The organism is Methylobacterium sp. BI1 (genome assembly GCF_056680125.1).
In genome coordinates, this window is sequence record NZ_CM155267.1 from 2,032,757 (window position 1) to 2,057,673 (window position 24,917).

At 63.1% G+C, this 24,917-nt stretch carries 15 protein-coding genes, 1 tRNA gene and 1 riboswitch; of the genes, 7 read left to right on the forward strand and 9 right to left on the reverse strand.

From position 1 onward, the window contains the following. Positions 1-35 precede the first annotated feature (35 nt). The 3 genes from katG to AC1MGR_RS09535 all read left to right on the forward strand — a co-directional run bounded on the left by katG (position 36) and on the right by AC1MGR_RS09535 (position 6,585). Positions 36-2,288 (forward strand): catalase/peroxidase HPI, encoded by a 2,253-nt coding sequence (katG, locus tag AC1MGR_RS09525; protein WP_480234755.1) that lies wholly within the window; start codon positions 36-38, stop codon positions 2,286-2,288. 509 nt (positions 2,289-2,797) lie between these two features. Then, positions 2,798-3,079: a hypothetical protein gene (locus tag AC1MGR_RS09530; protein WP_480234427.1), complete on the forward strand. Its 282-nt coding sequence runs from the start codon at positions 2,798-2,800 to the stop codon at positions 3,077-3,079. Between the two features lie 1,130 nt (positions 3,080-4,209). Further along, positions 4,210-6,585, forward strand: coding sequence for a DGQHR domain-containing protein (locus AC1MGR_RS09535; protein WP_480234428.1), 2,376 nt, complete (start codon positions 4,210-4,212; stop codon positions 6,583-6,585). 9 nt (positions 6,586-6,594) lie between these two features. Here the strand turns inward: AC1MGR_RS09535 and AC1MGR_RS09540 are convergent, their stop codons facing one another. Then, positions 6,595-8,100: an ATP-binding protein gene (locus tag AC1MGR_RS09540; RefSeq protein ID WP_480234429.1), complete on the reverse strand. Its 1,506-nt coding sequence runs from the start codon at positions 8,098-8,100 to the stop codon at positions 6,595-6,597. Continuing rightward, entirely contained in the window at positions 8,100-9,746 is a 1,647-nt protein-coding gene (locus tag AC1MGR_RS09545) for a radical SAM protein (protein WP_480234430.1), read from the reverse strand. The genes AC1MGR_RS09540 and AC1MGR_RS09545 overlap by 1 nt, the downstream gene beginning before the upstream one ends. Positions 9,747-10,876: 1,130 nt before the next feature. On the opposite strand from AC1MGR_RS09545, the gene AC1MGR_RS09550 reads away from it, so the two are divergent. Then, positions 10,877-11,188, forward strand: coding sequence for a hypothetical protein (locus tag AC1MGR_RS09550; protein ID WP_480234431.1), 312 nt, complete (start codon positions 10,877-10,879; stop codon positions 11,186-11,188). Between the two features lie 107 nt (positions 11,189-11,295). On the opposite strand, the gene AC1MGR_RS09555 is transcribed toward AC1MGR_RS09550, so the two are convergent. From AC1MGR_RS09555 to AC1MGR_RS09585, 7 genes are all read right to left on the reverse strand, one after another. Next, positions 11,296-11,976 (reverse strand): recombinase family protein, encoded by a 681-nt coding sequence (locus AC1MGR_RS09555; RefSeq protein ID WP_480234432.1) that lies wholly within the window; start codon positions 11,974-11,976, stop codon positions 11,296-11,298. Positions 11,977-12,244: 268 nt separating this feature from the next. Beyond that, positions 12,245-14,395: a TonB-dependent receptor gene (locus tag AC1MGR_RS09560; RefSeq protein ID WP_480234433.1), complete on the reverse strand. Its 2,151-nt coding sequence runs from the start codon at positions 14,393-14,395 to the stop codon at positions 12,245-12,247. Positions 14,396-14,501: 106 nt separating this feature from the next. After that, a riboswitch (cobalamin riboswitch) is annotated at positions 14,502-14,702 on the reverse strand. A 252-nt stretch (positions 14,703-14,954) separates the two neighbouring features. Further along, positions 14,955-16,307, reverse strand: a complete 1,353-nt coding sequence (locus tag AC1MGR_RS09565) for a hypothetical protein (RefSeq protein ID WP_480234434.1) — start codon at positions 16,305-16,307, stop codon at positions 14,955-14,957. Positions 16,308-16,489: 182 nt separating this feature from the next. Continuing rightward, positions 16,490-17,440, reverse strand: a complete 951-nt coding sequence (locus AC1MGR_RS09570) for a hypothetical protein (protein ID WP_480234435.1) — start codon at positions 17,438-17,440, stop codon at positions 16,490-16,492. 368 nt (positions 17,441-17,808) lie between these two features. Further along, positions 17,809-18,330 carry a hypothetical protein gene (locus AC1MGR_RS09575; protein WP_480234436.1) on the reverse strand — a complete coding sequence of 174 codons (522 nt, stop codon included), beginning with the start codon at positions 18,328-18,330 and terminating at the stop codon, positions 17,809-17,811. 473 nt (positions 18,331-18,803) lie between these two features. After that, on the reverse strand, positions 18,804-20,546 hold the full coding sequence (locus AC1MGR_RS09580) for a DUF6538 domain-containing protein (protein ID WP_480234437.1): 1,743 nt from the start codon (positions 20,544-20,546) through the stop codon (positions 18,804-18,806). A 104-nt stretch (positions 20,547-20,650) separates the two neighbouring features. Then, positions 20,651-20,726 (reverse strand) — tRNA-Ile (locus tag AC1MGR_RS09585). Between the two features lie 308 nt (positions 20,727-21,034). On the opposite strand from AC1MGR_RS09585, the gene AC1MGR_RS09590 reads away from it, so the two are divergent. From AC1MGR_RS09590 to AC1MGR_RS09600, 3 genes are all read left to right on the forward strand, one after another. Then, entirely contained in the window at positions 21,035-22,126 is a 1,092-nt protein-coding gene (locus AC1MGR_RS09590) for an alkene reductase (protein ID WP_480234438.1), read from the forward strand. A 168-nt stretch (positions 22,127-22,294) separates the two neighbouring features. Beyond that, positions 22,295-24,193 (forward strand): PAS domain S-box protein, encoded by a 1,899-nt coding sequence (locus AC1MGR_RS09595; protein WP_480234439.1) that lies wholly within the window; start codon positions 22,295-22,297, stop codon positions 24,191-24,193. Further along, a complete protein-coding gene (locus AC1MGR_RS09600) occupies positions 24,190-24,912 on the forward strand; it encodes an HAD-IA family hydrolase (protein ID WP_480234440.1) in 723 nt (240 codons plus the stop codon). Before AC1MGR_RS09595 ends, AC1MGR_RS09600 begins: the two co-directional genes overlap by 4 nt. The last annotated feature ends 5 nt before the right edge of the window (positions 24,913-24,917 follow it).

Sequence of the window (24,917 nt, forward strand, 5' to 3'; positions counted from 1 at the left end):
CCGATTCCAGCAAGCTGAACACCAAGACCTTCGAGATGCAGGGGAAATGCCCCTTCGGCGGCGACCGGATCGGGGGCGCCGTGGGCAGTCCGCCAATGCTGTCGGATTGGTATCCCAACCGCCTGAAGGTCGAGCTCCTTCATCAGAACGGCCCTCAGGCGAATCCCCTGGGCGAGGACTTCGACTACAAGGCTGCGTTCGAGACGCTCGATCTCGATGCGGTGAAGCAGGACATCAAGGCCTTCCTCACGACATCCGTCGCATGGTGGCCGTCGGATTACGGCAATTACGGTCCGCAGATGATCCGCATGGCCTGGCACGCGGCGGGCACCTACCGGATCGCGGACGGCCGGGGCGGAGCCGGCGAGGCGCTCCAGCGCTTCGCGCCGATCAACAGCTGGTGGGACAACGGCAACACCGACAAGTCCCGGCGCCTGATCTGGCCGATCAAGCAGAAGTACGGCAGCGCCCTGTCGTGGGGCGACCTGATGGTCCTGACCGGCAATTGCGCCCTGGAGATCATGGGCTTCCCGACCTACGGCTACGCCGGCGGACGCCAGGACGCGTGGGAAGCCGACAATGCGACCTACTGGGGGCCCGAGATCTGGGACCCGAACGACGTCTCGTCGTTCGACAGCATGGTGACCCGTGACAAGCGCTGGCGCGGCCAGAACGGTGATGCGGATTACGACCTTGAAAATCCGTTGGCCGCCTCGCACCAGGCCCTGATCTACGTCAATCCGGAAGGCCCCTACGCGAACGGAGACCCGATGGGGTCGGCGCGCGACATCCGCACGACCTTCACCCGCATGGCGATGAACGACGAGGAAACCGTTGCGCTGATCGCCGGCGGTCATGCCTTCGGCAAGAGCCACGGCATGGTTTCGGCCGATCAGGTCGGGCCTCCGCCGGAGATCGCCCCGATGGAGGCGATGGGCCTGGGCTGGCACAATCCCAAAGGCACGGGTTTCGCGCAGTACACCATGACCAACGGGATCGAAGGCAGCTGGACGCCGAACCCGACCCAGTGGGACAACGCCTACCTGGAGAACCTCTTCAAGTTCGAATGGGTTCAGACCAAGAGCCCGGCCGGCGCGTCGCAATGGACGCCGGCCGATCCGGACGCACCCAAGACCCCGGACGCGCATCTCCCGGGCCAGATGCATGGCCTGATGATGATGACCAGCGACATCGCCCTGAAGGTCGATCCGGATTACCGGAAGGTCTGCGAGAAGTTCCTCAACGACTTCGACGCCTTCACCTTGGCCTTCTCGAAGGCCTGGTACAAGCTGACCCACCGCGACATGGGTCCGAAGGAGCGATACCTCGGCCCCGAGGTCAAGATCGAGAACGACCTGCTCTGGCAGGACCCGATCCCGCCCCGCGACCACGACCTCATCGACGACGGCGACGTCGACGCGCTGAAGCGGGACATCCTGGCCACCGGCCTGTCGGTGTCCGATCTCGCCTTCACGGCCTTCTCGGCGGCCTCGACCTATCGCGACAGCGACAAGCGCGGCGGAGCCAATGGGGGGCGGCTGGCGCTCAGCCCGCAGAAGGATTGGTCGATCAACCGCCGGACCGTCCCGGTGGTGGCCGCCCTGCGGCAGGTCGCCGACGCCTTCAACGGGCGTCAGGCCGGCAAGCGCGTGTCGCTGGCCGATCTCATCGTGCTGGGCGGGTGTGCCGCCGTCGAGAAGGCGCTCGCCGACGGCGGCCATCCCGCGATGGTCCCGTTCACGCCGGGTCGCGTCGACACCCGGCAGGAGCTCACCGACATCGAGATGTTCACGTGGCTGAAGCCCGTCGTGGACGGCTTCCGGAACTACGTGGCCGACGATTATGCGCCCATCACGTCGGGTCGCGTCTCGCCGGAAGAGCTCTTCCTGGACAAGGCCTATCTCCTGTCCCTCACCGCCCCCGAGTGGGTCGCCTTGGTCGGCGGCCTGCGCGCGCTCGGTGCCAACCACGATGGCTCGAAGCACGGCATCTTCACTGACCGGGTCGGCGTCCTCTCGAACGACTTCTTTGTCAGTCTGACCAGCGTCGACCTCGAGTGGCGCAAGACCGACGAGAAGGGCATGACCTTCGCGCTGGTCGACCGGGCGAGCGGCGCGGCGAAATTCACCGCGACGCGCTGCGATCTGGTGTTCGGGTCGAACGCGCAGCTCCGCTCCGTCGCCGAGGTCTATGCGGGCAGCGACGGCGAAGCCCGGTTCGCGAAGGATTTCGTGAAGGTCTGGGACAAGGTGATGATGCTCGACCGCTACGATGTCCGGACGCGGTAGCCCGTCACCCTCGGATGCCAGATGAATGAAAGGGTCGGAACATCCCCATGTGGGTGTCCCGACCCCCGCGATGACCAATTCGATCCCGGATCCGCTCGGCGCGCAAATGCCCCGCTCACACTGTGCGGACCAGCAATCCAGGCTGGTCCGCGCATCGGACGGCCTCGGCCCTCACGGTGGCGAAGCCGTCCGATCGACCATGGGTTCGTACCGGCCCCGGATCCCGCGGCGGGAGATCGACCGGGTACGTCGCTGCCTCGGTCGAATGCTGTCGCGGAGACGCCGATGCGTTGCGCCGGCTTCCAGCCCGGAGCGGGGTCCGATGCCCCGCCCAGCCGTCAGGGCGAGGGGAAGGCCCCCGCGGGCGTCCGCCGAAAGGAATCTCCTCTGGCGCGTAGAATACGGAGAATGGCGAACTGCGCGGAACGGTATTCGAAGCTGAGCCGTTCCATCATCCCGGTCGACGTCAGCCCCGAGGTCGCGCCGGCAACATGCCTGAGAGGACGCCCATGAGGAAGTCTCTGTTCGCCGCCGCCATCCTGGCAACCCTGGGCGCCATCTCGGCGGCTCCGGCCTCTGCCGCCCCCGGCATGATCGGCGCGGTCGACACACCGACCGCCGTCACCGAGGTCCGGATGGACGGCATGCACGGTCATCGCGGCCATGGGCGCATGATGGGTCACCGCCACATGCGCGGCCACATGATGCGGCATCACCGTCGCAACCACATGATGGGCCACCGTCACCATCGCGGCCACATGATGGGCCACCACCGCGGCCACCGGATGTAAGCGAACCCCTTTGGGTTCAGGCCGATCCGGATATGAGTGCGGACGAGGGGGTCAGGGCACGCGATCGCGTCATCGACACACTCGTCCGCGCCCGCACGAACCAAAACGGAAAATTTCTGGAAAGTATCACCGCGTCGACCCGGCGCGTCCATCGGGGCGCAGCCGCCGCCATGCTCGTGTCCCTCCGATGCTGGGCAGTGCTCATCGATCGCCGGGATAGAGATACCGCCCACGCGTATCGGAGATCTGAGCCTCCACAACGATCGGTGAACAGCCCGCTAGCCGGACGCACCCGATCACCGCTGCGGCAGCCGCGCCAGCTCGCGCGGTATCCCACGGGGAGAGTGGTGGGCCCGGCAGGAAACTCCATTCATCTTATAAAACGGAGCTTTTTGAGGGACTTAGCCGAAGGTGTGGAGCGCTATTGTGTAGCAGGCACGTGGACACCGTACCTGCCTTCGGGCTCAGTACGTCGGCTGTCCAAACGTTTGTCAACCATGGTTCGGATGGAACGAAAGCACTTATCTACTACCGTGCGCTAGCGGTCGCGTGCCGTTTCGAACTCATGTGAAAACGCTGCGGATGCTGCTCGGGCGCAGGCCGGACGACAGTTGGCGGCAGCAACTGTCCGTCTTCGAGGGCACTCCCTCCCACCGGCGGTCCTTCGCGCTTCCTGGGGCGCTCGCGCTTCCCGAAGGTGCCCGCTCGAATGCCCTGGCCAATCGGTTCCGGGAGGGGGTGCTTGGGGACGGCTAGGAGATCGTGGTCGCGCTCATGGAGGCGGTGACCTGGCGCGTCAAGGCTATGGACGCCTATCTAGCCAAGCGTACCGATGGCGAACGGCTGATCCCTGCAGATGGAGGGTCACGATGCCCTGAGCCGTCCGAGCAGGCGAAGTCCGATTTCGGGAACAGTTGCCGGAACCCTGGCCTCAGCACGAAAACAGCCTGAAGGGGCGGACGACCAAGCAACGCGGCCGGATAACGGGCGCCGAGTTGCCTTTCCCGCGAAACGATGTTCGTTGTGGATCCATTGCCACAGACCAGCGCCATCCGCCTCGTGAAGCTTTACATCTGAGGTTGCGGGCCAAGCGGACGCGAGTGTCGCACCGTGGAGACAAGGGTCGTTTTATGCAAGACGCGTTGGTCGGCCTCGTCGAAGGTGAGGCGCTGCAAAAAACCTATAACCTCAAGTCTAAGTCGAGTGATGAAAAGACTGTATCTGCAGGAAGTTCAGAGGCGCTTGAGCTGAAGGTTGCAGGCGAGGAGGCAGATGGTTGGTCTGTCTTGCGTCGGAACGCGAGATCGACGCGTCTGCATAAGTCCAAGCCGATCGACAGGCAGCTGGAAGACGATGTCTGGTGCCTGCTCTACCGCATGGGGTTTAAGGCGCTGAACGAGGGGCGGCAGTTTCTGGTCCAGACCGGACCGATGGCACCTGCTCGCCAACTCGACGTCTTTGCCAAAGATGACGAGACAGCCATTATCGTCGAGTGCACCCATTCGAAGGAGGTGGGGCCGAAGTCGGTCAAAGCGCTCATCGACAAGATTTGCGGCTTCCGTGACGAGGTCATCGCTGCGGTTCACAAGCAGTTCGGGAAGGATCCAAAATTAAAGGTCAAGTTCGCGATAGCGACGCGAAACGTCGATTGGCGCAAAGCTGACCGCGAGCGCGCAATCGAGAACCGGATCGCCATAATCGACGATGCGGATCTTAAATATTTCGCGGATCTAACCGGCTTGCTGAAGCACGCAGCACGGTATCAGTTCTTGGGTCGCTATTTCGCCGGCGAGCGGATCGAGGGACTGCGCACCAAGGTCCCCGCCACAAGGGGCTTCATGGGTGGCAAGCCGTTCTACAACTTCCTCATGTCCCCGCATGATCTGCTCAAAATCGCCTACATCAGCCACCGGTCTGCCGTATCCAACGACGACTTCAAGACCTATCAGCGCATGGTCAAGGCATCGCGGTTGAAGGCGATCGGCGAGTACATCGACGATGGGGGGAAGTTCCCCACCAACATCGTGGTGAACCTTAAGGTCGATGGGAAGCTAAACTTTGATCGCAAGGAGAGCTTTGACGACACCGCCACCGGCTCTCTGTCGCTCCCGGGGCTATACGGATCCGCGTGGGTCATTGACGGGCAACACCGGCTCTACGGCTACGCCCACGCGAGCCGTGAAGCGCAGAACGACAAGTCGGTGGTGACAGTGCTCGCCTACGAAAATCTGCCGGTAAGAGAGGAGATCAAACTATTCGTTGACATCAATACCCAACAGGTTCGCGTCCAGCGAGGCCTCGTCGAGGAAATCATCTCCGGGTTGAACATCGACGACGTCGATCCGAAAAAGCGCCTAGACGCCCTACTAGCCAGGGTCTCCCTGCAGCTCAATAAGCATAAAATGTCCCCCATACGCGGCAGGATCGCCACGATCGGCCAGGACAAGTCGAGTGAACGGTGCCTCTCATTGGTCTCGATCTCCGACGGGATAGGCCACCAGGCAATGCTCGGGTCTGCTCACAAGAGTTCGACCTCGATCAAGGGCGGCAGGCTTTCCGACCTCTCGGGAGCCTCCGAGGCTACGATGGAGAAGGCCGTGTCGGCCATCTCACAATACCTGAATATCTTTGCGTCGCAGTTGCAGGAGCACTGGCTGCTAGGGGATGCCAAGGGCGGCTATCTGTGCACCAATAATGGGATCCGTGCGCTGCTTGAGCTTTTCAAGGAACTCATGATTTTTATCGAGCACAAGGAGAGCGTGAGCTGCGAGAGTTTGACAGCCGAGGACATCGTCGAGCTTGTGGAACCCTACACGCAACCTGTCGTCGACTTCTTTAAGAACTCAGATGCTGCCAGCATCAACGAGTACAGGCGGCGCGGCAGCTCTCTCCAGAGCGTGACTGAGAACTGTCTCTACATGATGAGCCTCGTTTCCGAGGTAAAGAATGACTTCAACCCGCCGAAGGTGGCCGCGCACATGGCCAACCGCGACGTTCAAGGAACGAAGGACGCTAAAGATAAGATCGACTACATGAACACCGTGATCTTCGAGGACGTGCTGCATCGCCTGCAGGAGAAGTACGGGCTCGCCGGCGACAAGTGGTGGTTCCAGGGCGTCCCCACGTCCATCCGTAAAGACTGCGATAGTCGCTGCAACGACCAGCAGGGGGAGCTGGAGCGGTGGCGTTACCTGACTTTCTCTAACTACTCCGACATCGTTATCAATGGCGACAATTGGGATCTTTTCAAAGATCACTACAACTTCATTGGAAAGGGCAAGAAAACGCTGCTCCCCCGCTGGCTTGGACGTTTGAACAAAGCCAGGAACGTAACCCACCACGTAGAGAAGGGCCCACTCTCGAAGAGCGAGGTCGCGTTCGTTCGAGAGGTGTACGAGCTCGTCAAAACCCACATCGCTGGGGGCGAAAAGCTCATTCCGAACAAGCGATACCTTTCGGAGCCTGCTCAGGAGGATGCCGGCGCAACGCAGGCTGCGGCCGAGTAGCCGCCGGGCTTATCCGCAAAGCTGGCGGAACAGCTCCGCCAGCTTCTTTGCTTGCTCCCTATTGGTGACCGTCTTGGTGATGAGCGCGAGCGCCTCGTCGAGTGCGATCACCGACGCGCCGGCGGCGGGGCGGATCGCGGCCAACTCGGAGCTAGCGTCGGCGAGGCCGGCTGCCAGTTCCGTGCGGTCATCCTCCTCGAATACCCCCTTCAGCTTGACCTCAGCTCTGATAACCGAAGAGCGAAGCCGTGACGCCTCGGCCGGGTCGAACGGCCTGTCCTCTGCCAAGCGGGCATCCACCTCCGCGAGCACGTTCCGGATGATCTGCGCAGCATTCCGAGACACGGACGAGGTTCGGCATCGGTGAGCGATCTGCGACGTGACTGGGCCGATCTGCGCGAGCAGATTGTAGGAGTGGTGGGTCACTTCGAAGTTGTCGCGTCGGGCGTTGGGTACGATGCGGCGATCCAGGACGTGGATCTCGCCGATGGTCCAGCCGTTAAATCGGGTCTCTTTGAAAACGTCCTCGAAGAGGTTGGCTTCGCCGATCTGGACGTCCCCGATCCGGCCTCGGAGGCCTCGCACGCCGAGGCCAACTGGGATGCTGCGGGTGTAACCATGGTGTCCGAGCCATCCGACTGCTCCGACCTCGCCATCGACATCGGCGAACTCCAGCAGTTCGATGTTCTCGATCCGAAGCGGGACGGTCGTCCCCGGGACAATCAACTCGTCGAGGTAGGGCCGGTAAACCGGCTCGCCCTGGATCGTGAGGTTCACGGGGGGGACCCGAGCCCCATATCGCTCGAGGTGCGCCTCGATCTCCGTTGAAGAGAAGCCGGGATCGAAGGGTACGGGACCGACCTGGCCGAGGTACTGCCCGATCAGCTTTTCGTTCAGGAGCATGTCCTGGCGGTGCCGGGCGACGTCACGCATGACGACCTCGAAGAAGTGGTCGTCGGGCTCGTAGGCCATCTCATAATGGATCGAGACCGCCTCGGCCACGATCCGCCGGAGATCGCCGCCGAACGTCCCGTCCGCGAGCCGGCTGCGGAGGAGCCGGCAATCCCAGGTGACCGAGACGATTGAGGTCTCACCGGCGGCCTTCGTGCGGAACTCTAGCTCACGGCAATAGGCAAGCCCAGAAAGGCGGCCGACGCCTCGGAAGCCGCGCGCGGACGTTCCGCGCTTGGGCGAGCCGCCGATCGCCAGCAGCACCGCGACGGCCTCCTTGGGGAGGATGCCGACCCCGTTGTCGCGGATGGTGACCGAGCGGGTGCCGTGGTCGATCTTGATGTCGACGTCGCCCCTTTGATCGGGGGCTAGCAACCCCGCCTTCCGAGCCGCGTCGATGGCGTCGGCGCCGTTCTGGAGGTACTCACGGTAGATCGTGACCGGCGAGACGTACATCCCGGACGTGATGAGTTCGATGACGTCCTTCCCGATCCGGACGACGTCCTCCTCGACGCGCGTCGGCGTGAGGGCGGGGTCCCGCCCCTGAACAACGCTGGGCTTCATTAGGCGGCCTCCTTTGCCTGCCTCGGCCGGCGGCGTGTCGTCTCGGGCGGTGAGGTCTCTGCCGGCAGGATGCCGTCGTCGTCTAGACCCGCGTCCTCCACGACCTCCTCGACGGTGAGGCGGATGTCGACCACGGGCTCGTTCTTTAGGCGCGATTTCTGCACTAGCCGGATCGCAAGTTCCCGGTCCTTTGAAAGGGGCGGGTAGAAGCGTGCGACGCGCGCGATGCTCGGCGGAAGGTCCCTCAGGTCTCGGGCATACTCTGCCGGGTTGCGGGCCGATAGGAAGGCGAGAAGCTCCGTACGCTCCGAGGGGGAGAGCTTCGCGGACGCAGCCTGGAACTCGTTGAACTCGCCTTGGCCCTCGTACTTCTCGTAGTAGTGGCGGTTGAAGATCATGTGGTGAGGGCGGGAGAGGATCTCCTCGAAGGCCTCGTGGCTGCTCCCGAACGCAGCCTTGTAGAAGTCCGGCTCCCCCGAGACCACGCCGTGTGTGGCCTGAAGCACCGTCTGGACCGAGCGTAGGTAGTACCGGTTCCACTTGGCTCCGATGTGGGAACGGTCCGGCAGGTTCGTCGGCTGGTATCGCATCGGGAACGAGTAGATCCGGATGCCGAGTTCCTCGTTGAGGCGCACGTTCAGAAACATGCGCTCGAACAAGTCCTGTGGGCTGTCGTGGAAATTGTAGAGCATGTAGTTCGAGAGGTCGTTCAGCTCGAACTCGTGCGCGTAGCGGACCGCCTTCTCGTAGGGGTCCTTCAGCCCGAGATGATCGAATGCGATCCTGAGGGGGCTGAGGCAGATTGAGGATAGCTCGCGCAGGTACATCCTGTCCTTGCTCAGAATGCGAGCATCGACGCCTTGGTTGAAGTCGACCCGCCGCTGGGAGGGGACCCGCTCACCCTCGCGCTTGAGCTTCGCCCCTGGCAGGAAGCCCAGGTCGCGGATCTCGGCGATAATCTCCTTGAAGCGCGCTGAGGCGACGACGTTGTTGTCCATGAGAATAAGGTCGCGCTTCGGTCCGTACATGGCGTCAACTCCGCGTACGAACTCAGTCAACGCCGTCGCGTCCCTCTGCGCGCCCTCCAGCTTCGGTACACCGCAGAAGTGGCACTTCCGGATGCAGCCGCGGCTCGCGTAGGCGAAGTAAGCGTCCCGGACCGGGTACTTGTAGCTCGACTGTTCGGGGATGTCGTAATCGGGGATGAGGTCCTCGATCGGCTTGCCCGCGGTGTCGTCGGCGTAGAAATCTCCGTCGAAGGCGTCCAGGTCGAGGGAGGTGGCGGGCGCCTTATCTAGAAGGCCCTTGATGAACCGGATGCCGCGCCACCTCGGCTCGGCAAGAAACCGCTCGTGCATCAGGGATGCAGCGATCCCGCCAACAAAGATCCGTTGCGTCTGCCCCTGGACGAGGTCGACCGCGAAATCGACGGTCTCCGCAATCGCCTTGAACTCAAACGAGAACAACGTTGTGATATAGATGCGATCCCACGCCGTCGCCATGAGCGAGCGGTCAACGCCCTTCACGAAATGGACCTGGTCCTTCTTGCCATTCGGCCCATGGTACTGGGCGATCTTCATCAAACCCAGCGGCGGATACTTATTCCGGTATCCCGGCTCCAAAAGAAGGATTTTCTTGTTCGGCATTCAATCAGCGCTCCATGCGGCACCTTACGCTCAATCGCGGTGCCGATCCAGCCGAACCTGTTCCATCGAGGCGCCGGTCCGGCGCCCTGTCCCCAGCGTATAAGACCCGCAGCAAGCCGAAGCTCAAGTGCGGACCAACCCCAGGCCGACCAAGCGAAAGGCTTCCCTGGCCGGTCGTGACACTGGCGACACTATCGAGGCTGTTTCAGAAAAAATCCTTGATGCGAAGGGGGGGGGGCGGCGCGCTCCAGGCGGTTTGAAGCGGGGCGCGGTCAGCGGCACACGGCTCAGCGTTCGACGCCATTGGGTCGCTCTCTCGCGACGAGGGCTAGCGTTCGTCTCCCGAAGCCGATTGCGGATGTTTGAAACTGGAAGTCATCCAACTTCCGTTTTGCCCCCCATCCGGACCTTCGACGCTAGTGGTTCGAATGTTTGTTTCGGGTCGGCAACATACATTGCACCCACACGGATGGACTGTCAGAGCGAGGGGAAGAGCAGCAACTGCTATGGGTGCCAGCAATCAAACTGGATCGCTAAAATGGCATTGCAACGGGTTGCAACGTATGCCCAAATTACTCCTTAGCAGTGCCAGATACGAAGCAAGATCTTTCGGATGGCGCACTTTCGGATGGCGCAAGCCTCTGGCTCCTTGCCCTGTACGATGGCCATCCTGGCCTCGTACTTTTGGCAAGAGCGCACGTCCTCGGTATCGTCGGCCCGCAGTCCAAGCGCATTGTGGCCCTTAGTATAGGGCGGACTATGGTCGAGCTCCTCGTATTCAGAGGCGGGTACGGGCATCACCGAGGGACTTGCCGGGTCGAGCATCATACTCTGCGCACACAAGTCCGCGATGGATACGAGTGTAACGCAGACAGCGGGTACGATGCGGCCGATCATGGAATAGCATTTATAGAGATCATCGGCCGGTAGCCAGCAGCTAAAACTGCAACCGTGGGGGCAGGGGTAAGTACAGTCACCGTTGCCCCTGCGAGGCGCTTGGCGGGTTCACCGTAGCCCCTGTGGTCCCAGGGATAAGCGCATCCCCGCCAAAGCAGCGCGGGGCGTTCCTGAGCTTCTGAGAGCAGAACGAACGTGCCATCGGGCAAGTCCTCGCCCTTGGAATTATAGCGTTGCTGTTGGCTGTGAACGATGCGAGCTCGGTGGAGTACGCGGTCGATATTCTTTGCACCGATGAAGCTATCGGAAGGGATGCCGTGAGCGGCCTTCCAGCACGAAACGAAGCAGTCGAAGGCGCGGCGCCGGCAGGCTGCGCAGGGCCGGTGACCGGCCGCGAGGGCGACAGCCTCATCGAGGGCGAACAACGGCGTGTAGTGGCCTGGCGTGTCGAAGGTGATCCGCTGGCCGAACACCTCCGCGAGGGTGCACGTTATCCAGGCTGGCCGACGCCAGAGATGACGGACACTGCCATCTGGGGCGTGTAGATCACCGCGGTTAGCCAGGAGCGTGCCCCGGTGCGGGGTCGCCTCGATCGTACCGAAGGGCGTCAGCCGGTTGCGGCGGCGCCGTTGCAACGGGTTGCAATCGGGGCTCACCGGCCAGCCTGCTCGATGCGGGTTATCAGATGCTGCACCTGGGCGGCGGACCATGCGCCTCCGCGTGCTGTTGGGATGGCACGTTCGTTGAGGTGCGCTGCAATCTGGCGGAGGGAAGCGGCCCCTGCCTGCTTGATGCTGGCCACGATCGGCGCCAGGTCCGCAGCCCGCCTATCGGCGATTTCAATGCGAACGGCTGCACTACGCTCCCGGCCGGTAGCCTGGTTCGTTAGGTTGGCGGGATTGCCGAGGGTCTTGCCGCGGGCCTTCACCGCAACGAGTGCCGCGCGGGTGCGGGCTGAGATCATCTTGCGCTCGGCCTGGGCCACAACAGCCATGATGCCAACCACCATCTCGTTGGCCTCCGGCATGTCAGCCGCCACGAAGCGGACGCCAGCCTTCTGAAGACCAAGGAGAAAGTGCGCGTCGCGGCTGAGGCGGTCGAGCTTGGCGATGAGTAGGGTGGCGCCGTAGAGGCGGCAGAGGGCCATTGCTTCGGCGAGGCAGGGCCGATCGTTACGGGCGCCGCTCTCGATCTCCACCATTTCGGTGATGAGGGTCCATCGTCCCCCATCGAGGTAATCTGTCACTGCCCGACGCTGTGCTTCCAAGCCGAGGCCGGAGCGGCCCTGCCGGTCAGTCGAGACCCGAAGATATGAGACGTAAGTCCCTGCCATCCTGCTTCCCGCTGCGATGCCAGCCATTGCAACGGGTTGCAAACTTTGGCTCAACGAACGTTGAACCTGATATTACAGCTTCCCAAGTGTTCGTCCATAAAAAACTATGTATATCAGTAACTTAAGTTAGGCGTCATCGCAGTTCTGATAAGATTTCCGGGGAAGGGGCAATACTTAATCGGCTTGACCACGCGAGGGGGCTGCTCATGACCCGACCCGGGCGAAGTAGCCCATCTCCGTCCTCCCCGATATCGGACGTTCGAAGATGCTAGAACCGACCCGCCAGGGTCAGCCTTACCGCCGTCGGCTCGACCGGATGGAAGTGCCGGTCGGCGACACCGTCCGCTGCCTCCCCGGGTAGGCGCGAGGTGTAGAAGTAGGTGATCTGGTCGGCCTTGGCGTTGGTGAGGTTGAGGACGTCGAGGGACAGGCTGATCCCGTTCTCGAAATTGTAGCCGACCCGGCCGTTGAGCAGCGCTGTCGGCTTGGAGCGGACTGAGTTGTCCTCGATCAGGGGGCGCGGTCCGAAGTACCGAAAACGCATGGAGCCGAACCAGCCCAGGCCCTCGCCGAAGGTGAACCCGGCCGACGCGATGGTGGTCGGGGCCTCGGGTACCCGGTTGCCGGCAGGGTCCCGGTCCGCAAAGCGGGCGTTGGTGACCGTCAGGTCCCCTTCCAGCGAAAGCCAGGGTGTGACCGCGTAGCGGTTGGTCCACTCGACGCCGAAGCGACGGGTGGGGCGGCTCGGCTCGGTGGTGCCGGTGTCGCCCTGGAACAGGTTCTCGGAGGCGAAGTCGAGTTGGAATAGCGTCACCGCCGTCTCCAGGCCGGCGATGGTCCGGTTGCGCAGGCCGATCTCAGACCCCGTCGAGGGCACCAGGAAGGGCGAGCGGCTGATGTTGAACAGCGGGCTTGCCGGATCGACGGTGGCGGTCACGCCGCGAGCGTCGTTCGAGTGGAAGCCGCCGCCGTAGTTCACGAACAACTCGGTATCGAACCAGGGACCCAGCACGAGGCCGAGCTTCGGATTGACGATGCTATCGTGCGCCTTGCCGGAGTTTGCCGCCGTGTCGGATACGACGTCGGCGTAGTAGGTATCCGCCCGGAAGCCGACGCTGGTGCGGAGCCAGTCGGTCCAGCGTAGCCGGTTCTCGTAGTAGAACGCCCCGCTCGCCTCCAGCACGCGGTCGTCGAGGACGGTCGAGCGATACTGCCGGTTCGTGGTGTTGAACAGGCCCACCCGGATGCTGTCGGTTCGGGTCTGGACGCCGATTTCGTTCTCCATCGGCATCCCGAACAGGTCGCCCTGGAAGGTATGGCCGACCTCGCCGCCGCCGAGTACCCGGCTGTCGCGCTGGCGGAACTGGTCACCGTTGACGGGATCGTTGAGGAAGTAGGTGAAGTCGTTGAAGAGGTTCATCTGGTAGCGGATGACGTAAGCGTTGGCCCGCGTGATCCCGATATCGCTGGTCTGGCTCCAGCGCCCAGAGAGCGAGAAGCGGCCCGTGTCGCCGCCGTCGGTCGGGTTCAGGGTGCCGAAGCGGCCGAGGATGCCCTCCGAGACCGCCCGCTCCGGGATCTGGTTGGTGGCATTCCACTTGGCCCAGTAGGCCATTCCGGTGAGCGAGAACCCGTCCAGCGCCGTGCCCTGGCTGTAGCGGACGACGCCGTTGAGTTTGCGTAGGCGGTCCGGCACGTCCCACGGACCGTCATAGGTCTGGGCCTCGCCGGCCACGAGGAGGGTGCCCTGGCCGAGCGGCGCGGAGGCGATGGTCAACGCTCGCTTGAAACCGAAGGAGCCGAACGAGGTCAGGGCGAGGTTACGGTCCACCTTGTCGAGGTAATCAATCCGCACCGACCCGGCCGAGGCGAAGTCGCCGTCGCGGACGAAGTACGGCCCCTTGTGGAACTCGACCGCGCCGACAAGTTCGGGGATGAGGAAGTTGAGGTCGGCGTAGCCCTGCCCATGGGCATGGGTCCGCATGTTCACCGGCATGCCGTCGACCGAGATGGCGATGTCGGTGCCATGGTCGAGGTTGAACCCGCGCAGGAAGAACTGGTTGGCCTTCCCTTCTCCGGAATGTTGGGTAACGATTAGGCCCGGCACGCTCTCCAGCACCTCGCCGGGTCGTGTGATGGGGCGGCTGTTGATCTGTGCGCCTGAAATCACTCCAGCGCTCGCCGCATCGACGGTTCTGAGGCTACCCCCGATGCCGGTGACACCGCCGACGTACCCTGCGCTCGCGGCAGGCCCGGTCGTATTGGTGGGTGGCCCCTCCGCCGTCACCGAGAGTTCGGCAAGATTGGCTTCCGCTGCCTGGGAAGAGGCTCGTTGAACCTGAGCGCTGTAGGGTACGAGGCTGGCGCAGGATGCGAGCAGAAGGGCTTGGTAGGCGGGCCGTGAACGAATGGGCGACATAGGACCTCGGGCGACGTCTGTGGCACGTCACCGCGAAGACGCCGGTCCGCCCGCGACATGCGAACGCCTCGACACCCACCAGGACACCCCGCCCGATGCGTTTCGCGTGTGACCACGACTGACGGCAGGTCTCCTGGCTCGCGGGTCACAGCCCTCTCATCGTCTTCCCAGATCCTCGCAGATCCAGTGACGTGTTGATGATGGGCTCGCCGCTTACAGTTGCGGGGGCAGCCGCGGCATCGGGCCAAAGCCCTCACCGCGTTCCCTTTTGATCCTCCAAGGAGGAACCGTCAGGCACAAGGAGCCTCATCAGGCGACACAGCGTCAATGCCGGTTCGAGACTTTCCGGGTCTGTGTGCTCGGTAGGTGACAAGCGAACCCTTAGGAGCGCTCGCTTGGGGTGACCGCGTAACGCCTGCTTCGAACGTTTGCTGCCTGAGAGCGGACTGGCGGAAATACACCCGCAGCGGACCTTCTACGGTGATACCAAACATCTGATTTGATCCACTCGCGCAGTGCATGAACGTGGGGGACCCATTTTGCAACCCGTTGCACCGGATCAATGGAAGGCTCGTGGTGGGGACGCGTCTGCCCGGTCCAAAAGCCGGTCGAACATGCCTGACCACGCTGGCGTGAGCGCAAACCTGGCCTCGGCGCGCTGCCGCGCCCTCGCTGGGGTCAGAATGCCCTCACGCACAAGCGCACGGCATACGGCTGGCGGCGCGAACCCTTCACTGGCCGTGGCGGTCACACCTCGGTTGTTGGCGATTAGGGACAGCATGAGCCGTCGGTTGGCCTCCGGCACTGCGCGGTTGAGGCGCGCCATAAAATCGCACACGTCGGTAGCGGAAGCATCAAAGGCATCGAGGGTCATGAGGGCGTCCCAGAACGTTTCGAGGCGGCGCGCCGCGTCGGTATTGAGGGTCATCAGCTTGACGATCGGACTGGCATCCCGAGCTACGCCAGCGCGTTCCACGACCTGCTCAACCCTGCTGGTGTAAGTGATCTCGACGCGCACACGGTTGTGGGTCTTGGCGTAGACCTTGGCGACGATGTCCTCCGTCAGGGGCAGCTTCATCCATCGTGCATTCGAGGTGCCGCCGATCTCGGAACGCTGGAACAGCCGGCCCGCTCCATCGGCTGACATGAGCAATCTGGACAGGTCGCCTACCGTGGACACAGCATCGGCGGCACTGAACTCGTAGTAGGTCTCGACCTGTGTGAGCGTCAGCTTCTCCTGGTCCAGCGCCGTCGCGAAGCCTTCGGGCATGATCGTGGCATGCAGCGCCAAGCGCAGATGGGCTAGATAGGCACTTAGGACATGTTGCCACTGCATGGCTCGACGTTCGAAGCGTTCGCCTCCGAGCCGATCTAGCCCAACCAAGATGTTGTCGTTGCCGTCAAGCGTCGTGAGAGCAAGCTGGCGGCGTGTGAATGAGTTAACCCGAAGGGCCTCGAAAGGGTCGCGCTCTGAGATAGCGGCAAGCGATGGATCTGGCTGGTGCGCGAGGAAGCGCGTTGGGTTCAGGTCAAGCTCCAGGTCTATGTCGATGAAGCCGGCCTCGGGCCGGCACCTTGCGTTGCCTCGCCCATTCACGAGCCACATGGGCTTGCGAGACGCATTGAGACGAGGCCGAAGGCGCATGTTGAGGCTGTTCGGTAGGACCGTACCCACGAAAAGGCCTTCATCATCGCGGGGTCCGATCTCGGAGAGCATGTCCGGCATGGACGCGGGGTCAACCAGCACGCGTGCCGTGTAGCTGGCCTTAATCCTATCGTGCCGCGCATCGCCAGCCGCGAATAGAACGGCTGTGCTGTGGGAGCGGATATTCTTCATGCCGGTGCGTGAGCGTAGGCGAATGATGGGCAGAGACGCGCTGCTCGTGCTGGTGTTCGTGCTCTGCAAGGTCATCTTGTGTTGCTCTATAGAGGCACGGGGTGCCGGCGTGCTGCAACGGGTTGCAATAAGCGGGCTGGCAGTCCGAGACCGGACACGAAGATTTCTGCTAATCCGGACATTGCCGGACATCATCACCCTGTTTCGGTCCTGGCCAGACTACCAAGAGGGGTGATGGCTTTCACTGCGGAGAGGGGTCAAAGAGCCCTACTCGATTGCATCTCAGCATCATGATCTGACGCTGAGACAGCGGGGTGCATGTAGCCATTGAACAATCCTGAACGGTGCGCGAGGTCGAACCGCATTCGGTGCCATCGACGCAACTCGCGGGAGAGCGCCACGGCCTGGGAAACAGAGCCTGCCGCAAGTGCGTTGGCATACAACTGTTCGAGATCGGCGCACTTAGCCTCCATGGTCGCGTTCGTATCAGCGAGGATATCGGCCGGTCGCGCTGCATTGAGGTGATTACGTTCGATTTCACGGGCGCGGATAATCCACCGAGAGATCGTCCGAGGGTCCTTCCCGAATGCCTCGGCCAGCGTCACGTGCGTTGCACCCTGGCGCACACGTGCAAGGGTATCCAGGCATCGTAGGTCGTGCTCACTCAGGTCGGTGTCGATGGTCGTTGCAACGGGTTGCATCAGTGATCCAGCAATGGATGGGCCGCGCTCAGATGCGACAGGCCGAGATGCTGGCGTAGCCGCATCCGCAGGCATCATGTCAGGGACCAACCCCAAGCCGCGCTGGCAACGCTCCTTGGCGATCAGCGTGTCACGGAGCGCAAGGGCAGGATCAGTCTTGCCTGTAAGGCCGAGCCACTTTTGCCGGCGGTCTACGATCTCGGGGCTCAGGCCACTTTCAGACAGTTGATCGCTGTCGAGAGGGGTCCCCGGAGGTAGCATCAGCGCGGCTGCACGCGTTTCGATGCAATCGTGGTCTAGCCCAAGTTCGATGAGGGAGATGCAGGTGTTCTCCCAGCATACGTCGTCCAGCGCAACCGGTTCGATGCCCAGGTACTCGCGCATGAGCCAGCTATTGTGCCGGTTCACCGGCTTGGTCCGGTCGATAGGCATCGACAAGCTCTCAGTAGGAAATGCAACGGGTTGCAGCGCTGCCAGGGGCGACAGGTATTGGAAGTCTCTAATCATCTTACTCTCTATCGGTCTTATTGCTGCGGACCCGGACGCAGGTGCTGAGTGCAACCCGTTGCAACGGGCCGGGGGCTGATGCGTGCAGGGATTGGGAAAGACGCTGGCACCGGGGAGGGTGACGAGCTTCGCGGCAGTGCCAGCGTCTGACGCCCTGTCCTGAGACGGGGGCGACCTCAAAGGATGTGAGGAGGTCCTACGGCGGCGGGCTGTGCAAGACCTTCTCATCGTACCTGCGGTGTCACGGGGCGCAGGTACGATGGGTGCGGGGAGCCATGGCAATGAGGAGCGACCATGGCTCCCCTAACCAATGCCGCTCTCGCTCCAAGATGGAACGACGAGGGAAACAGCGGCATCGGTGTCCGTAATTACCGGGGCAAGCGCGGGACCCATCCTTCGCGGGAGCCAAATCCATTCAGCGCCTCGCGGATAAGCCCCCGCATCGACAACTCATTTCGGGCGACTTCAGCCTGTGTGTTGGTTATGCCGAGAGCACGAGCGATGTCGGTGGAAGTGGCATCGACGGGTTCACGGCTGGACGACCTCTCGTGCGCCTTCAGTATCAGGTCGAGAAGGCGAGCAGCGTCATCGCTTAGACCGTCGATCTTCTGGACACGCGGGTCCAGTGCGGTGCGGTCAAGATCGGCTTTCCGGGCAACCTGAGTGCGGGGCGCGGCAATCATGTCGAGGCCGGCGCCGCCTAGCACGCTCTGGGTGCCGTTCGAGGACCGAACGACCGGGGCGATGTCGGACTTCTGTGCGATGGAACTTCTGAACGCGTTCAGAGCGAAATCGATGTTGTCGCCCTTACGGGCATTCTCAGTGGACCGGCGCGCATCAGCGCTGGTATTGTCGGCTTTGCTGGCCACCTGGATGAGTTTAACGGCCACGACCGGCCTCCTTTTGCAACTGGTTGCAATCAGACGCAGTGATCAGCCTCTCCACTGCCTCGCGAACGACACTCGAAGTCGAGTGGCGTGTCCCCATGGCTTCGGCATTACGCCGTTCTACAAGTTCATGGATGGCCGCGAGCATCCGTTCGGACACAACTACTCTGAGACAATGGCTTAGCATAATCAAAACACCTATGAAGTGCTGTGATTATCGGCCATTCTTAGCCTGCATCAACAGAATAATCTGTGTCAATTTGAAGCTGCCTAAGTGTATGTCAAATCAAAATGATCAGATAATCGCTCTGGATCTCCTTCGAGATTTGAGCGGGGAGCTTTTTGAGCATCCCTCTCTTCAGATAAGGATTGAGCGCTGACGTACTCTACTGATGGTATTGTGTAATATCCAACAAAAAAAATCACAAACGCTACAAAATCATATATTTTACATAGTATTAATACTTAGGCGAAGATTAATCGCCTCGAACTTTTAGAGCAGCTAACGATAAATCATCGTACTGCACTTTGGCCATCCAATTAGCCAATGTGGAAGCGCGTGTGCCTTGCCCATAGCGCTCTTCGACGCCGCCAGATCGTGCCCACCCGCCCAAGGCCCTAGTTGCATCGATTGGGACACCGGCCTCGCGGAGGGCATCGCGGAAGCCATGTCTGAAGCTGTGGAAGGAAAGGCCCGGCTCTTTAATTTCGAGGACCTTTGTTAGCCAGTATGAGAACCGTTTTTGGAAAAGGTCCGCCACTTGATCCTGATCACGTCCTGGAAGGTCTGGGAATAACCGAACTCCGTCCGACTTCTGCATCAATTCGACGTGGCGCAGAAATCCGAGCTTAACTAGTTCTGGGTGCACAGGTACTACGCGCTCACTGCCCGCAGTCTTGAGTGAACGTCCCTTTATCCGGCGTAGCACGAAGCATGTAGCGCCATCCTTCACATCTACATCGGCCACACCGAGTGTCACGATCTCCCCTAGCCGCATTCCAGAGAACAGGCCTATCAACGGAACCCAAAAGCGTCCCCCTCGCTCCTCTCCGGCCGAGCGTGACCACGCGGGCAGGCCAGCTACCAACGCGTTCAGTTCGATAATGTTGAAAGGTCGACGCGAGACCTCTTGCAACTTGGGTGGGGCAAGGCGTGTTGCGGGATTGACGGTAACCAGGCCTTTTTTCAGAGCCCAATTGAAAAAGCTGGACAGCGCGTGCGTGTGGGCAACAAGCGTACCGCTCGCTACACGCCTGTCATTGCGCTCCGCAGCCAGCGCCGCAACATCTCTAAGCGTTTTCAATTTTGAATATGCCTTGAGCTTTTGCAGGTTCGGCGGTAGCCCCGCCAAAAGCTCTTGAGTTGCCGCGCAATCGCTGCGCTCGATTGTAACAAGAAGCCGATCATCTCCGACCACCTCCCGCAGCGCGCGGAACGTCATTCGGTACTTCATGCCGGCGCTTCCGGTCAGTCCCTTCCGCGTCGGATCAGTCTCAAACCGTTTGATTGCCTCACCTACGGAAACGCCATTTGGCGCCATTGGCGGAGGTGCAGTAAATGACGTGACGCTGGCGAACATTGGATCACGGGCGTTCTCACCGTGCCCTCCTTCGGCCCGATCGATCGTCCTGGCCATGTGCTCGATCTGGCTGCGTCGCAAGAGTTCAATCAAGCGCTGAAACTCAGGGGTCACCTCCACATCAGTGCCCCCTGACAGCGGAAGACCCCTGTCTGTCATCGGGACATGCGGCACTGGGATAGGCAGTTTCTTGTCGGTGATTAAGCGAACGGCCCGCGCAAACAGATCGGCGCGCGCGTTATCATCGTTCCTTCGATAGGTCTCAAGGCTGTTTTCGAGGGAGCCAATCCAGTCCTCTCTCGAAACGCCATCCGGTACGGCCGGCAGCCGCGCCACGAACCTTTCAGTCTCGTGAAGTTTGATTGTTGCAACCCGTTGCAATTCCGCATCGCTAATGCGGACTAGCCCCGGACGACCCGCATCAAACGTACGCCCATCCTGCTTGGCTTTTCGGGCTGCCTCTAGCAGTCCGTCGATGCGAACTGCCTCTTGGCGAGCTAGCAGACACGCGCGCCGGTAGTCCGTTGTCTGCAATGCTACCCACAGTTCTCGCTTGCCCATGACCTCTCGCAGGTCATCAGGTATGCGTCGCCGATAGGTGTAAGCACTCCCTCTGCGGGTCAGTCCAGGCACTGCCATCGCGTCGTCGCCATTCGATGTGTAGCGCCCGCGTGTAGCAGTCACCTTCTCTAAGCCTCTGACTTACCGGCCATTCCTGACTTATCAGGCACTTGAGGGGGGATTGGTGGGCCCGGCAGGACTCGAACCTGCAACCAGACCGTTATGAGCGGTCGGCTCTAACCATTGAGCTACAGGCCCTCTCGCTTCAACAGCGATGGCACGAGCGATACCTGAGTGAGAGACGCGCGTCACCCCGGATTTCGACGCACGGACCGACGGAGGATCGGATGCGGTGACGGCGCTCCGACCCTATGCACGCGGCTCGGACCCGCCGGGCGCGGGAGACCCAAACAGCCGCTCGGCGCGTGCGCGCCCGCACAGGCTTGGCGCCTTGGCGGACACCCGTGTCTGGCCGTGCCCGGCGTGGTGACCACATGACAGTGTCGATGGGCGCGGCCGAAGCTGCGTGCCGTCCGTTTGTCCTTGAAACAACGTGAGTCTCCTGCATGCCTTCCCTGTCCGACCCGATCCGCATCGGTGCGATCGACGCCAAGAACCGCGTCTTCATGGCGCCGCTGACCCGCGGCCGCGCCTCGCGCGAGCACGTGCCGACCCCGATCATGGTGGAATACTATCGCCAGCGCGCCAGCGCCGGCCTGATCCTCACGGAGGCGACCGGCATCTCGCAGGAAGGTCTGGGCTGGCCCTTCGCCCCGGGCATCTGGTCCGACGAACAGGTCGAGGCCTGGAAGCCGGTGGTGAAGGCCGTGCACGAAGCCGGTGGCAAGATCGTCTGCCAGCTCTGGCACATGGGCCGCATCGTGCATCCGGACTTCCTCGGCGGCCAGAAGCCGATCTCGGCCTCGGCCACCACGGCCCCGGACGCCGCGCACACCTACGCGGGCAAGAAGCCCTACGCCGAGGCTCGGTCGCTGCCCCTCGACGAGATCCCGCGCCTGCTGGCCGACTACGACCGCGCCGCGCGCAACGCCCTCAAGGCCGGGTTCGACGGCGTCCAGATCCATGCCGCGAACGGCTACCTGATCGACCAGTTCCTGCGCGACGGTACGAACCTCCGCACCGATGCGTATGGCGGCTCCGTCGAGAACCGTCTCCGCCTGCTCACTGAGGTCACGCGCACGGTCGCAGATGCCGTCGGCCGTGAGCGCACCGGCGTGCGCCTGTCGCCCAACGGCGCGATTCAGGGCGTGGACGATTCGAATCCGGAGGCCCTGTTCGGCGCCGCGGCGGCCGCTCTGTCGCAGATCGGGATCGCCTTCCTCGAACTCCGGGAGCCTGGCCCGAACGGCACCTTCGGCACCTCCAATCACCCGCCGATCGCTCCGACGATGCGGGAGGCCTTCGACGGTCCCCTGATCCTGAACTCGGATTACGACGGCCCGCGCGCGCAGGCGGCGCTCGACGAAGGACAGGCCGATGCCATCGCCTTCGGGCGTCCCTTCATCGCCAACCCCGACCTGCCGGAGCGGCTCTTCAAAGGCGCCCCGTTGAACAAGGACGAGGCGAAGACTTGGTACAGCCAGGGTCCGGAGGGCTACGTCGACTATCCGACCCAGGATGCCGCCCAGGCGGCCTGAGCCTATCGGCGCGCGCCGTCCCGTGTCTAATTCTCGACAGTAGACAGCGCCTCGACCGAGGTGAGACTTGGTCGATCTGGGTTTCACGTCGCTCACATCGAAGACAGTTGGCGCTATCGCTCTGACGGGAGACATCCTATGTGTTGCGACCGACGAGGATAGCCGCTTTTGCCTTCGACCGATGCCTGCTCAGTCGCGCCGACCGGATGGACCGAGTCCGATCGGCTCGCGGAGCTCGCCAGCCTGGACCTCGGCGCGACCGGCCGGGAAGCCGTCTACGACGACCTGACCCGCATCGCGGCCCTTCTCTGCGACGCACCGATCGCCCTGGTCAGCCTCGTGGAAGCCGACCGGCAATGGTTCAAGGGACGCGTCGGGTTCGAGCTGCCCGAGACACCCCGGCGGATGTCGATCTGTGCGCATGCCCTCGCGGCCGATGGGCTCCTCGTCATCCCGGACCTGACCCGCGATCCACGCACCCGCGACAACCCGCTCGTCACGGGAGAGCGGCAGCTCCGTTTCTACGCCGGCGCGGTCCTCCGCTCGCGCTCGGGCTATCCCCTCGGCACCCTCTGCGTCCTCGACAGCGTCGCGCGTCCCGGGGGCATCACCCCCGTGCAGGCCGAGATGCTAGAGGCTCTGGCCCGGCAGGCCGCGACGCTGATCGAGCTGACGCGGACTCGCAACGAGGTCGATGCCCGTGAGGCGGAGTTGCAGGCGAGCGAGCGACGGTTCCGGGTGATGACCGGTGCGATGCCGCAGATGGTCTGGACCACCCGACCCGACGGCTATCACGACTTCTACAACGACCGCTGGTACGAATTCACCGGCGTCCCGCCCGGCTCGACGGACGGCGAGGCCTGGAACGGCATGTTCCATCCCGACGACCAGGACCGGGCCTGGGCACGCTGGCGCCACAGCCTGGCCACCGGCGAGCCCTACGAGGTCGAGTACCGCCTGCGCCACCATTCCGGGGCCTATCGCTGGACCCTGGGGCGGGCGATGCCGCTCCACGATGCCGAGGGGCGGATCGAGCGCTGGTTCGGCACCTGCACCGACATCGAGGACCTGAAGCGAGCGGAGGCCGAGGCACGCAAGCTCGCCGCCATCGTCGAGCAGTCGCAGGACTTCATCGGCATGGCCGATCGGGAGGGGTTCGTCCAGCACATCAACGAGGCCGGACGCCGCCTCGTCGGGCTCCCCGACGTGACGGCCGTGGCGGGCACTCAGCTCCTCGACTACTTCATACCCGAGAGCCAGGCCCTCGTCACCGGAACGGTCCTGCCCGCGGTCGAGCGGCAGGGCTGGTGGGAGGGCGAGCTCGCCTTCCGGCACTTCGGCACAGGGGAGGGGATCGCGGTCCTCTACAACATCTTCCCGGTGCGGGACGATTCCGGCCGTTTCGTCGGCTACGCCACCGTCACCCGCGACCTGCGCGAGCGCAAGCGGGCGGAGGAGGCCCAGGACCTCCTGATCAAGGAGCTCTCTCACCGGATCAAGAACATCTTCGCCGTGGTCGGCGGCATCGCCGGCCTCTCGGCCCGGACCGACCCGGCGGCGCGCCCGTTCGTGTCGGCTTTCCGCGAACGCCTCGGCGCCCTGGCGCAGGCGCACGAATATGTCCGGCCGCATTCCCCGGCGAGCGCCCCCGCGGTGAAGGGCCAGACCCTGTTCGGCCTGATGCGCCTGATCATGGCGGCCTACGTACAGGACGGGCGCGCGCGGATCGTCGTCGAGGGGGACGACGTGGCCGTGGGCGAGCGCGCCGCGACCGCGCTGGCGCTGATCATGCACGAGCAGGCCACCAACGCGATGAAGTATGGCGGCCTCTCGACCGAGACCGGCAGCGTCCGCCTCACCGGCCGGCGCGAAGGCGCGTCCTACATCCTGACCTGGACGGAGAGCGGCGGCCCCACGGTGACCGGTCCGCCGACCCGGCAGGGTTTCGGCACGGTCCTGGCCCAGCGCAGCGTCGTCGGGCAACTGGACGGCACGCTGGAACAGGACTGGGCCCCGAGCGGACTGGTCATGCGCCTCGTGGTCCCGGTGGAACACCTCGGATCGTGAGCTTCGGGCGGTATCGCCTCGTCGTCTTCGACTTCGACGGGACCCTGGCCGACAGCTTTCCCTGGTTCGCCGGCGTCATCAACGGCGTGGCCGACCGCTACGGCTTCGCCCGCATCGCCGAGCACGAGACCGAAACCCTGCGGGGCATGGATGCGCGGGGCATCGTCCGGCATCTCAGGATTCCCGCCTGGAAGCTTCCGCTGATCACCCGGCACATGCACCGGCTCGCCGCCCGCGACATCGCGGGAATCCCACTGTTTCCCGGCGTGCCGGATCTGCTCGCCGACCTTGAGGGCGCCGGCCTGTGCCTTGGCATCGCGAGTTCGAACCGGGAAGCGACGATCCGGCGGGCGCTGGGACCGTCGGCCCGGCGCTTCAGCCACTTTGCCTGCGGCGCGTCGCTGTTCGGCAAGGCGCGGCGCCTGCGGGCCCTGATCCGTGACGCCGGCCGCGCACCGTCCGAGGTGCTCTATATCGGCGACGAAATCCGCGACCATCAGGCCGCGACGGAAGCGGGCTGTGCCTTCGGAGCCGTTAGCTGGGGCTATACCCGTGCCGACGCTCTCGCGGCGCGGACGCCGGCGCATCTCTTCACCGATGCGGCCGCGATCGGCCGGGCCATCGTGTCGGCCCCGCCACAGGGGATTGGAAAGTGCACAGCCCGCCCGCCGGCCGGATTGCCTCTTGCCCACTCGGCGCGCCACGTTAACGTCGATTAAGTGAG